General features: G+C 68.8%; 11 protein-coding genes and 1 pseudogene. 2 read left to right on the top strand and 10 right to left on the bottom strand.

Features of this window, described 5'->3' with window-relative positions:
- Nucleotides 1–88 precede the first annotated feature (88 nt).
- Nucleotides 89–1,285: a VWA domain-containing protein gene (locus ACFXN1_RS18280; protein WP_379438851.1), complete on the top strand. Its 1,197-nt coding sequence runs from the start codon at nucleotides 89–91 to the stop codon at nucleotides 1,283–1,285.
- Between the two features lie 202 nt (nucleotides 1,286–1,487).
- Here ACFXN1_RS18280 and ACFXN1_RS18275 read toward each other — a convergent pair whose 3' ends face one another.
- Nucleotides 1,488–2,090, bottom strand: coding sequence for a TetR/AcrR family transcriptional regulator (locus ACFXN1_RS18275; protein WP_379438852.1), 603 nt, complete (start codon nucleotides 2,088–2,090; stop codon nucleotides 1,488–1,490).
- A gap of 125 nt (nucleotides 2,091–2,215) precedes the next feature.
- Here ACFXN1_RS18275 and ACFXN1_RS18270 point away from each other — a divergent pair, with 125 nt between their 5' ends.
- Complete coding sequence (locus tag ACFXN1_RS18270) at nucleotides 2,216–3,673, top strand: MFS transporter (RefSeq protein ID WP_379438854.1); 1,458 nt, start codon at nucleotides 2,216–2,218, stop codon at nucleotides 3,671–3,673.
- Nucleotides 3,674–3,890: 217 nt separating this feature from the next.
- On the opposite strand, the gene ACFXN1_RS18265 is transcribed toward ACFXN1_RS18270, so the two are convergent.
- From ACFXN1_RS18265 to ACFXN1_RS18225, 9 genes and pseudogenes are all read right to left on the bottom strand, one after another.
- Nucleotides 3,891–5,111 (bottom strand): RNA polymerase sigma factor, encoded by a 1,221-nt coding sequence (locus ACFXN1_RS18265; protein ID WP_379438856.1) that lies wholly within the window; start codon nucleotides 5,109–5,111, stop codon nucleotides 3,891–3,893.
- A gap of 1 nt (nucleotide 5,112) precedes the next feature.
- Nucleotides 5,113–5,454, bottom strand: a complete 342-nt coding sequence (locus ACFXN1_RS18260) for a YciI family protein (RefSeq protein WP_379438857.1) — start codon at nucleotides 5,452–5,454, stop codon at nucleotides 5,113–5,115.
- Complete coding sequence (locus ACFXN1_RS18255; protein ID WP_379438859.1) at nucleotides 5,451–6,053, bottom strand: dihydrofolate reductase family protein; 603 nt, start codon at nucleotides 6,051–6,053, stop codon at nucleotides 5,451–5,453. The genes ACFXN1_RS18260 and ACFXN1_RS18255 overlap by 4 nt, the downstream gene beginning before the upstream one ends.
- A gap of 309 nt (nucleotides 6,054–6,362) precedes the next feature.
- Nucleotides 6,363–6,695, bottom strand: coding sequence for a hypothetical protein (locus ACFXN1_RS18250; RefSeq protein WP_379398771.1), 333 nt, complete (start codon nucleotides 6,693–6,695; stop codon nucleotides 6,363–6,365).
- A 97-nt stretch (nucleotides 6,696–6,792) separates the two neighbouring features.
- Nucleotides 6,793–7,797: a hypothetical protein gene (locus tag ACFXN1_RS18245; RefSeq protein ID WP_379438861.1), complete on the bottom strand. Its 1,005-nt coding sequence runs from the start codon at nucleotides 7,795–7,797 to the stop codon at nucleotides 6,793–6,795.
- Entirely contained in the window at nucleotides 7,794–8,153 is a 360-nt protein-coding gene (locus tag ACFXN1_RS18240; protein ID WP_379438864.1) for a RidA family protein, read from the bottom strand. The genes ACFXN1_RS18245 and ACFXN1_RS18240 overlap by 4 nt, the downstream gene beginning before the upstream one ends.
- Entirely contained in the window at nucleotides 8,150–9,247 is a 1,098-nt protein-coding gene (locus ACFXN1_RS18235; protein WP_379438865.1) for an alpha-hydroxy acid oxidase, read from the bottom strand. Before ACFXN1_RS18235 ends, ACFXN1_RS18240 begins: the two co-directional genes overlap by 4 nt.
- A complete protein-coding gene (locus ACFXN1_RS18230) occupies nucleotides 9,244–10,746 on the bottom strand; it encodes an amino acid permease (protein ID WP_379438867.1) in 1,503 nt (500 codons plus the stop codon). Before ACFXN1_RS18230 ends, ACFXN1_RS18235 begins: the two co-directional genes overlap by 4 nt.
- A gap of 221 nt (nucleotides 10,747–10,967) precedes the next feature.
- A pseudogene (locus ACFXN1_RS18225) lies at nucleotides 10,968–11,579 on the bottom strand (hypothetical protein); the annotation flags it as partial.

Here is an 11,579-nt window from a genome sequence, read left to right as displayed (position 1 = left end):
CCGCAAGCGCAGCCCGTTCCCCCGCCCGACCTGTTCGGCAAGTAGAGCTCGGAATCATCCTGGTACGCAGGCAGATGCGCGGGAAGCGATGACGCGAGCGGCACTGCTGCGCGTCGATCTGGCCGCATTCGCTGTCGCGGTGGTCGCGCGGCTGCGGCGTGGTGGCGTCGCGGTGGCGCCGAGCGGGCCCGCGCTGTTCGTGCAGGCCTTGCGTCGCATGGCGCCGCGGTCGCGCACCGAACTCTACTGGGCTGCGCGACTCACGCTCGTCGATCGCATGCAGGATCTCGCCGCCTTCGACGCGGTCTTCGCGACGGTGTTCGCCGACGCGGTGCTGGGTGTGGACCCGCCGAGCCGAACGCACGGACTGCCGACCGAACGCGCGTCGGCGCCGGGCACGGGCGGTCGCGGGCAGTCCGGGCAAGGCGGTGAAGTCCCTTGGGCGACACTGCAATCAGCGACCGGTGCCGACCGATCGACCGATCGGGGCGTGGCGCTGCCGGACGTGCTGCCGAGCCGGTTCGCGGCACGGGAACAGGAACCGTTCGCCCGCTTCGATCCGGACGACCTGCGGACGGTCGGCGCCTGGCTGGAGCAGGCGTCGGCCCTGTGGCCGCAGCGCCGGAGCAGGCGCTACGCACACCATCCGCACGGCAAGCGGATCGACTTCCGGGCGACGATGGACCACTCCCGCCGCACCGGCTGGGAGCCGGCGGTGCTGGTCCGCACTCGTCACCGGCGCCGCCCGCGCCGAATCGTCATGATCTGCGACGTCAGCCGTTCGATGCAGCCGTATTCGACGATCTACCTGCACCTGATGCGGGCAGCGATGCAGCGCCGTTCGCCCGATCGCCCCGAGGTGTTCGCCTTCTCCACCTCGCTGACCAGGCTGACCGCGGTGCTGGCGCACCGCTCCCCGGATGTCGCGGTGGCCCGGGCCAACGACAAGGTGGTCGACCGCTACGGCGGCACGCATATCGGCCGGTGTCTCGGTACATTGCTCGCGACCCCGTCCGGCAACGCTGTGCGCGGCGCTGTCGTCGTCATCGCATCGGACGGCTGGGACAGCGACACCCCCGATGTCCTCGCCCGCGCGATGGCCCGGATCCGACGCCGGGCCTGGCGCGTCATCTGGCTCAATCCCCGTGCCGGCGACTCCCGATTCCAGCCGACCACCGGTGCGATGGCGGCAGCGCTGCCGTTCTGCGACATCATGATGCCAGCGCACACACTGGCGGGCATACACGCGTTCATGCAAACCCTGGCATCGACGATCGTCACCTGATGGCAAGACTGCGGATACCGTTGTGCCGCAAGGTTGAATCTCGGCTACGTCGAAGGCATGCTATCCGCCGAACTCGGAGACGACCTGGTCGGCGCCGTCGACGAGGGTTTGTGCGGCGTCATACCGGCAACCGAAACCACTGCTGTGCAATGAATTTCGCCGACGAACGGTGGGGCGGCGTAGTTTTCGACGAAAGGAAGCGTCAGTGTAGGCCTGCCAATGGTTCCCATGCGGACATGGCGGCAGTGACGATGGCCTCCAAGTCGGTGCGGGTGGCGCCATCGCGGGCCTGTATCGACATGCCTTGTTGGACTGTGGTGTAGAACGCGGCCATGATGTCGACGGTTGCTTCGGCGGGAAGGTCGCCCTCGTCGACCGCGCGGCGCAGCCGGGCCGCGATCGCGGCTTGCAGGCCGCGACGAAGGTCGGCGAGGAATGCCTGGGCTTCTTGATTTATCGTGGTCCGGGCGGCCAGGGTGACCATGCATCCGGGCGGAGTCGCGGGATCGGTGTAGAAATCGGCGCTCGCGCACAGCAACTCGTGTACCGCCTCGCGGGCGACGGGGGCGTGGTCGAGCGCGAGGCGCGCCGGATTGCCCACGATCGAGTCGTAAAGCTCGACAGCCGCACGGAAGAGTTGTTCCTTGGAGCCGAAGCAGGCATAGATGCTGGGCGAGGCGATACCCATTGCGGCCGTGAGGTCTGTCATCGACGTCCCCTCATACCCGTTGCTCCAGAACGCAATCATCGCCTGCCTCAGTACGGCGTCGCGGTCGAAGCCGCGGGGACGACCACGCTCTCCCATTCTCCACCTGCCTTCCCGTGTTCCCACGAATTCTGTGTCGCCCACTAAAGATATCTCTTGACGCGGCTTCCGGAGCACTGCTACCTATTTCTGTGTCGATCAACATAGAAATCGAGGGTGGGGACATGACAACTGAACGCAGCCCCTGGGGGGCACTGGGCGCGCTGTGCGTGGGCTACTTCACGATCCTGTTGGACATGACCATCGTCGCGGTGGCGAATCCGGCGATCATGAACGGCCTGCACACCGACATGTCCAAGGTGATCTGGGTGACCAGTGCCTACCTGCTCACCTTTGCGGTGCCGCTGCTCATCACCGGCCGCCTCGGCGACCGTTTCGGACCGAAATACCTGTATCTATGCGGACTTGCAATCTTCACCCTGGCGTCGCTGTGGTGCGGCCTGGCGGGCGGCATCGGCTCGCTGATCGCCGCACGAGCAGTGCAGGGTCTCGGCGCCGCGTTGATGGCGCCGCAGACGATGGCAGTGATCGGCCGAATCTTCCCCTGGGACAAGCGCGGCGCGGCGATGGGCGTATGGGGCGGAGTCGCGGGCATCGCGACGCTGATCGGCCCAATCTTCGGCGGTGCGCTCATCGACAATGGCGGCTGGCAGTGGATCTTCTATGTCAACGTGCCGATCGGCTTGCTCGCATTCGCGTTGGGCGCGTGGCTGGTTCCGGCGCTGCCGACGAACGATCACCGCTTCGACATCCCCGGGGTGATCGTCGTCGCGATCGGAATGTCGGCATTGGTGTTCGGCATCCAAGAGGGCAACAGCTACCACTGGGCGGGCTGGGTGTGGGGCCTGATCTTCGGCGGTCTCGTCGTCCTCGCGCTCTTTCTGGTGTACCAAGGCCGCACGAAGATCGAACCGCTGGTGCCGCTGGGCCTGTTCCGGAACCGCAACTTCTCCCTCGGCAATGTGGCGACCGGTGCGCTGGGCGCGGCGATGACGGCCCAGATGGTGCCGTCGTACTTCTACCTGCAGGCGGTGCGCGACCTGTCCCCGACGAAGGCGGCGCTGGTATTCGCCCCGATGGCAGTCGTTTCCGCCATCCTGTCGCCGGTGGTCGGCAAGCTCTCGGACAAGGTGGCGCCGCGCTATCTACTGACATTCGGCTTCGCCCTGTTCACTCTGGCGGTGTTGTGGTTCATCAGCATCGCCACCCCGCACGGGTCCATTCCGCTGATGTGCTCGATGTCGGTGCTCTGCGGTATCGGCAGCTCCTGCATTTGGGCGCCGCTCCCGGCGACGGCATTGCGGAGCCTGCCGCTGGAGCAGATGGGGGCGGCCTCGGGTATCTACAACACCACCCGCCAGGTGGGCTCGGTGCTCGGTAGCGCGGGCATCGGCGCGCTTCTCACCGCGCGCATGGCGGTGCATTCGCTGCCCGCCTCGTCCGGCGAAACCGGCCACCTCCCCGACCTCATCAAAGCGCCCTACGCTTCGGCCCTGACCGACTCGCTGTACCTCACAGTGATCCTGCTAGCGGTCTGTGTCGTCACTGCCGCGTTCTTCGCCCCGACCAAGACGGTCACCACCGCGCCGTCTCCGGCAGCAGAAGAGTCGGCCGTAGCCTGAAGCCGGACTGAGACAGTCGAATTCGGTATCCGGCCGATGGCGTGCGCGTCGGCGGCCGGATTCGGTCGAAGGAAAGACAATTCTCATGAGTGCTGAGCTCGTGCTCCGGACGGTCGAGGATGGCATCGCCACCCTGACCCTGAACCGTCCCGAGAAGTTGAACGCGCTGACGGTTGCCGGACGACTCGGTGGAGCGACTGACCAAGCGCTGAGCGGGTCAGGTAGGGCGTGCCGCCTCGGCGCGGGCAATGAGGAAATCGCGTTCGGTGTCGTTGCGGGCGTGGGCGATTGCGGCGCGGTATGCCTGTGCGGCTTCGGCATTTCGGCCGAGGCGGTGCAGGAGATCGGCGCGGACGGCATGGAAAAGGTGCTGGTCGTCGAGGTCCAACTGGTCCAGTTCGGCCAGTGCGGCTGCGGGTCCGGCGACCTCGGCGACTGCCACCGCGCGGTTGAGCCGCACCACCGGGCTCGGGGTGAAGGTGAGGAGCTGGTCGTAGAGCTGGAGGATCTGTGGCCAGTCGGTGTCGGCGGCGGTGCGGGCGTCGGTGTGCACGGCGTTGATCGCGGCCTGGATCTGGTACGGGCCGGGCTGGTTGCGGCGCAGGCATTTCCGGACCAGGGCGTGGCCCTCGGCAATCAGGGCTGTGTCCCAGAGACTTCGATCCTGCTCCGGGAGGGGCATGAGCTCGCCGGTCCCGGAGGTGCGTGCGGCACTGCGTGATTCGCTGAGCAAAAGCAGAGCGAGCAGGCCGTCGACCTCGGGTTCGTCCGGAATGAGTTCGGCGAGCACCCGGGTCAGCCGGATGGCCTCGGCGCACAGGTCGGCGCGGGTCAGGCACTCACCGGCGGTGGCGGTGTGACCCGCGGTGTAGATCAGGTAGACGACCGCGAGGACGGCGTCGAGCCGGGCGGGCAGCTCGGCGTCGGACGGCACTCGATACGGAATCCGGGCATCGCGAATCTTGCCCTTGGCGCGGGTGAGGCGTTGCGCCATGGTCGTTTCCGGCACCAGGAAGGCCCGGGCGACCTCCACCGTGGACAGCCCGCCCAGCAGTCGGAGGGTCAGCGCCACCTGAGCCTGGCGGGACAGCGCGGGATGGCAGCAGGTGAATATCAAGCGCAGCCGGTCGTCGCGCACCGCGCCCTCCTCGATCGGTTCGCCCTCTGCCCGGAGCAGCGCGGCCTGGGCGTATTTGTCCGCGCGGGCGGCCTCGCGGCGCAGCCGGTCCACCGCGCGATTACGGGCCGTGGTGATGATCCAGCCGGGTGGACTCGGCGGCAGCCCATCGCGCGGCCAGCGCTGCACGGCGGTCGCGAAGGCGTCCTGCACCGCGTCTTCGGCGATGTCGACATCGCCGAAGACACGGATCAGGGAGGCCACCGCGCGGCCGTAGTGCTCGGCGAAGACGGCCGCGACATCGACTGTGCCGGCAGGCATGTCAGCTGTCTCGAACGGGCCGGACCTCGATCGGCAGCCCGATGACGCGTGCCATGCGGCGACCCCAGTCCAGCGCCTCGTCCAGGTCGGCCGCGCGGATGACGGTGAAACCGCCGATGTGCTCCTTGCTTTCGGCAAAGGGCCCGTCGGTGACGAGTACCTCCGAGCCCTGCGCACGCAGCACGGTGGCGGTACTCGGCGCGTGCAGCCCGGCCGCGAACACCCACGCCCCCGACTCCCGCAGCTCGGCATCGAGTGTCGCCAGCTCGCTCATGATCTCGTCGAGGTTGTCCGGCGGCGCGGTGTCGTCGGGCTGGTAGATGCTGAGCAGGTACTCGGTCAACGCGACTCCTCTCCGGCGGGACGATAGGTGGCCATGAGGACACCGGTCGTCGTGGTGACGCTGTCGGTCAGCCGCAGCGGGCCCACGTCGACGCCGTCGAACAGGCGCGCGCCGGGACCGACCGTCAACGGGTGGATCGAGAGCAGGTACTCGTCGATCATGCCCGCGTGCATGAGGGAGCGCAGCAACTCGCCGCTGCCGAGGACCACCAGATCCAGGTCCGGCCGCCCGGCGCACAGCGCGCGCACGGCCGCGACCCCGTCACCGGACAGCAGGGTCGAGTTCTGCCACGGCAACGGCTCGGCGAGGGTGCGGGAGCAGACGAACTTCTCCGCCTTGTCCAGCACCTCGGTGAACGGATTGTCCGTCTGGTGCGGCCAGAATCCGAAGAAGTCCTCGTAGGTGCGACGGCCGAACAGCAGGCCGCCGTCGCTGTGCGCGGCCATGTGCGCACCCATGACGCGGCCCTGGACCGGATCCGCGTACCGGTGTGCCCAGCCGCCGCCGGTGAATCCGTTCCGGGTGTCCTCGTCGGCCCGGCCCGGCGCCTGCATGACGCCGTCGAGGGTGAGGTTGACGACCGCGGTGATCCTGCCCATGTTCGCTCCTTGGCTGCGGCCCGGCCAGATTGCCGGACTCACCCTCTACACGAACGGGTTGCCGCGATCACGACACCGCCGCGGAAATTTTCCGGCGCCATGGAATTTCCTCTCGTGCGCCGTGACGGGTTGTCGCGTGCCGTGACGCTACGCCCGCGCGGGACCGGCGTGAGGAGGTTTGCTGAAGAATTCCGCAAGGTACGCAATTAACAACTTACGCAATCAGTTAGACCCGTTCGGGCCCGAAAAAACCTGCGGGCGCCGCCGTTTCCGGCAGCGCCCGCAGGCTCGTTACGTCCGCGGCTCAGCTCAGCCGCACAGGCTCCCCGGCGCGGTGGCCGCGTCGAGGAACAGCACGGCCTCCTCCTTCTCGGCCGCCCCACCCGGAAGCTGTTCGGACAGCTGCTCCTTGGTCATGCCCGAAGCGATGGCCGCGCAGTCGGCCTTGCCGACATCGATGGCCGCGAGCTGCTGATCCTGATCGGTCAGCAGCTCACCGCGCCCCTGCAGATAGCTCACGAACACCTGCTCCGGCGCGGTCAGTGCGCGCTCCGCCCCGGCCACGCCCGTGGCCGCCCCCAGCAACGCGACCCCTGCAGCCATCACTCCGAAACCCGAAGCGAGACGGCTCTTTTTACCCACGAACTCTCCTTCAACATCGAACGAACCCGGCGAGCCTACCCCGGGCCGACCGCGGCCATGCGCGAAGCCGGACGGGCCGCTGGCCGGGGAATTCGGGTCAATCGCGTTCCAGAATGCTGGTCACCAGCATGGTGTGATCCTCGAGCCGCCGCCGCACCGTCCAGCCGAGTTCGGCGAAGGCCTGCTCGTACTCCTGGCGCGTCCACAGTCGCACGCCGGTGACCGCGTGATAGATCTCGTAGGTGGGCGAGAACCACGGCTGCTGTGTCCAATACGGGGCCTCGAGCAGGTAGCCGTCGCCGATCACCAGCCGCCGCAGGTTGGGGAACCAGTCCATCCAGCCGCGCAGCACCGCGGCGATGCCGTCACCGTCGCTGGCCAATTGGTGCAGCAGGAAGAACGACATGGCGGTGGTGACGGCATCACGGTCGACGGTGGCCAGCCAGGCGGGCGGTTCCGGTTCGGGCTGCACCGATCCGGCGAGCAGGGTGATGCGGTCGCCGAGCCCGCGCGCGGTGAGTTCGGCGGTGGCCGAGGCGATCACACCGTCCTCGATGTCCACGCCGAGGAACCGTTCCCGCTCGGCGACCCCGGCCAGCGCGAGCACCCGGCCGGCGTCGGCACAGCCGAGATCGATGGTGCAGCCGGGTGTTCCGGCCGCGATCGCGTGCCCGATGGCCTCGAAGATCTCCGGCCGCCGCCGCGCGATATCGGTGCAGCCGCGAGCCACCTCCCCGGGTTCGGTGGCAGCGGGAATGTATTCGCGGTGCGGGCTGTCCGACAGCTGCCGGAAGGTGGGTTCCCACCCGCGCACCGCCACCCGCACGAAGCCCCGGTTCTTGCCGACATCGTGGCCGGTGTGAGTGAGCTGGTAGCGGCGGCCGCGCCGCAGCAGGAAGCCGGCGCGCACCAGCCCCTCGGCGACGGTCTGCTGGATGCCGGTGGTGGGCGCGACGGTGTCGCCGCCGAGCAGGGTGACCCACCAGCCCCAGTCGTCGGCGGCGACGATGAGCTGGCCGGCGGTCTGGCCCTCGATGACGTCTCGGATGGTGAAATCGCCGAGGGCGGACTGCGGTTGGACGAGCGGGGTGACTGCGGTCATGATCGATCTTCCTGAGCGGTGGCGACGGCGATCGCCTGGATTTCGATGAGCAGCCCGTCGATGGGCAGGGTGGTGACGGTGGTGATCCGCGCCGGTGCGGCCGTCGGGAAATGCGTGCGGAAGGCGGAGTTCCAGCCGGGGAACCAGCGGCGATCGGACAGGTAGCAGTCCAGCCGCAGCACGTGCGCGCGAACGCTGCCCGCCGCGGTGAGGGCGGCGTCGAGCTGCCGGAAGACCTCGGCGGTCTGGCCCTCGAAGGATGCGGTGGTGACGGTCAGGGTGTCCGGGTCGACGGCGGCCAGGCCGGAGGTGAACACGAGCCCGGCCGCGGTGCGGGCCAACGGGAATGCGCTCACGGGGCGGCTCGCATGATCCGGGTGGCGTCGATCTCGGCGAGGGTGGCCGCGCCGGACAGGATCATCAGGGTGCGCAGCTCCTCGGTGAGCAGCTCCAGCACCCGATCCACTCCGGCCTCCCCGGCCGCGGCCAGGCCGTAGATGGCCGCGCGGCCCAGGATCACCGCGTCCGCGCCCAGTGCGAGCGCCAGGTACACATCGCTGCCGGTGCGGATGCCGCTGTCCAGCAGGATGGGTGTCTCCGGGCCCACCGCCGCGCGAATGCGCGGCAGCATATCCAGGCTGGCCGGGGCCGGATCGACTTGGCGGCCACCGTGATTGGAGACGACCAGGGCGCTCGCGCCGATGGCCAGGGCGCGTTCGGCCGCGGCGGGGGTGAGCACGCCCTTGGCGATCCAGGGCAGCCCGAACCCGGTGGCGGCGTCGGCCAGCTCGGCCCAATCCCACACCATGCCACCGCGTTTGAGCAGCTGCCCGAAGATCTCCGCCACGCCGGGAGCTCCGTCCTCGCCGGTCAGATTCCCGCCGAAGTGCCGCTGATCGGGGTCGAAGCGATTGGCCATATTGCGGGTGCGGAAGCCGCCGACCGGGCAGTCGAGGGTGACGCACAGCGCGTCGTAGCCCAGTCGCGCCACCCGGTCCGCCACCGCGGCCGCGTGCCCGAAGGGATGCACCTGCGCGATCCGGGCGGCGCGCGGTGCGGCGGCGCGTACCCGCTGATAGGAGAAGCTGCCCGCCTCCGGCACGACGGACAGCGCTCCCCGGGCCTGGGCGGCCCGGGCCACGGCCGGATGCCCGTCCGGATGGAACAGCGCGTCACCGCCGAAGGGTGCGGTGAGAAGCGGTGTCTCCAGGGGCATTCCGAGGAATTCGGTGCGGGTGGAGGGCGCGCCCACCCCGCTCATCGGTGCGGGCAGGATGCGCCAGCGGTCGAAGGCGAGCCGGTTCTCCCGCAGGGTGATCTCCTTACCCGCGCCGCCCTCCATGAAGTCCAGGACGTCGGCGGGCAGCGCGGTCGCGGCCGCGCGATGGATCTCGTCGAGGGTCCCGAAGTCGACGCGGGTCGGGTAGAAGCTGTCGAGCTGCGCGGTCACGCGGCACCTCCGGTGGTCACCGTCGCGGTAGTGGTCGCTGCGCTCGATTCGGCCATCGCCGGGGTGGGATCGGGTGCCGGGGTCGGATCGGGCACCTGGGTCGGATCGAGCGCAGCGGCGGTGTGGCCGGGAGCGGCGGTCGCGTGGCTGCGACCGAAGAACAGATACAGTGCGACTCCCGCCGCGCTCCAGATCACGAACCGCAACCAGGTCAGTGCCTCGAATGTGGTTGCCAGCCAGATGCATCCGGCGATGGCGCAGACAGCCACCACGGGCAGGAAGGGAACCCGGAACGGACGCGGGCGGTCGGGTGCGGTGCGGCGCAGGACGAGCACGCCCACGGCCACGATCACGAACGCGAACAGCGCGCCGATATTGACCAGCTCCGCCACCGTGCCGATGGGTAGCAGCCCGGCCACCGCGGCGACGACGGTGCCGAGCAGCAGGCTCAGCCGGACCGGCGTGCCCCGGGAACCGGTGCGGCACAGCGCCTTCGGAACCATGCCGTCCCGGCTCATGGCGAACACCAGGCGGGTCGGGCCGTAGCACACCATGAGTAGTCCCTTGGTGAGCGCGACCACCGAGGCCACCAGGATCACCTTGCCGATCCACCCGGCGCCCACTGCGGCCAGCGCGGTCGCCACCGGCGCGGCATTGCCGAGGGTGGAATACGGTGCGACACCGGTCAATACAGCGCTGACCGCCACGTAGAGGGCGGTGGCGATGACGACCGAGCCGATGATCCCCCAGGGCAGATCACGGCGCGGATCGCGGGTCTCCTCGGCGGAGGTGGCGACGACATCGAAACCGAGATACGCGAAGAACGCCAGCGCCGCGCCGGCCGCGATGCCGTGCACGCCGAAGGGCAGGAACGGCGACCAGTTGCCGGGATGCAGATGGGGCGCGCCCACCGCGATCACCAGGACGAGGACGCCGATGGTCAAGGCCACCAGAGTTTTCACCACGACTGCGGTGAGTCTGACCTCGAACACGAGCACACCGATCAGCGCGGCGACAATGAGGACCGCCGGAAGATTGATGACGCCACCGTCACTGGGGCCCGCGGAAATCGCCTTGGGCAGTGTCACTCCGAACAAGGAATCCAGGGCGGCCCCGAACAATCCGGACCAGCCGATGGCGATGGCCGATGCCGCCACGGCGTATTCGAGCAGCAGATTCCAGCCGACCAGAAACGCGGGCACCTCGCCCAGCGTGCCGCGGGTATAGGTGTACGCGCTGCCGGAGAGCGGCGTCATGGACGCGAGTTCGCTGTAGCACAGCGCCACCAGCGCGCAGATGGCCCCGGCCAGCACGAACGACAGGACGATGGCCGGTCCCGCCTTGGTCGCGGCGGCAATGCCGGTGGTGACGAAGATGCCCGCGCCCACGATGGTGCCGACGCCCATGGCGATGAGGTCCACCCGCCCGAGACTGCGGGTGAGCGTTCCGTCGGCGGCCGGGGTTGCCGGAGTCACGCCGGCCCGAGTTTGTGCTGCCATTTCTGGAATCCATTCGGAGAGAATGTCTTTGGAGCTGATGCATTCCAGTGAAACGGCCGTAGTTTATGTGGCGGTGAACTCGCGTAACGACTTCGTTTCGTCGAATTCTGGAGTTTTCGTCAACGTAAGGCATTGCGGGCATGCGTAATTGCGCGCGATCGGAATTCGCGCGCGATCAATTGTGCCGTTCCATTCGATGCGTCGAATATGCGGCGGAAGAATTATGCGGTTGTCGAGATCTGCGGAGTGGGAACGGAGTCCGTGGCGCGCGCCGTTGCGCGCCGACGGACGACTGCGGTGGTCATGGCTACCGGAACGAGGACGACCGTGGCGGCGAGCACCGCGTCGCGTATGGACGCCACGGTCGCGATGGCTCCGAAGCCCACCGTCGCGACCGCCGCGCACGCGTAGGCCACGCCGGCGAAGCGTGCGGCGGCCCGAGCGTGCTGATCGGGAGGTGTTGCGGCACTGACGATCCGGAGTCCGGAGCGATAGGCGATGCCCTGCCCGAAACCGGCCACCGCGCCGCCGCACAGCAGCAGCGCCAGGCTGGGCAGCCAGGACACGGCCGCCGCCAGCGCGACCCCGGCGATGATGATCCACTGCGCCGCAACGGGTTCGGCGGCGAGCCTGGCCGGCGCGACCAGGCGCTGCGCCAGCCAGGCGCTCACCAGATACAGCGTAACGGGCAGCGCCGGCAGGGCGAGATTCGTCGTGCCCAGCAGCTCCGCACCGTAACTCGGCAGCAGGGCGACGACCAGTCCCGCCGACACCCAGGCGGCAATGCCGCTGAGGTATCCGGCGATTCGCGGTTCGACGGTCTCGGGAGCCGC

It is taken from the genome of Nocardia sp. NPDC059154 (assembly GCF_042755705.1).
Lineage (GTDB): Bacteria > Actinomycetota > Actinomycetes > Mycobacteriales > Mycobacteriaceae > Nocardia.
This window is presented reverse-complemented; position numbering and strand designations above follow the sequence as displayed.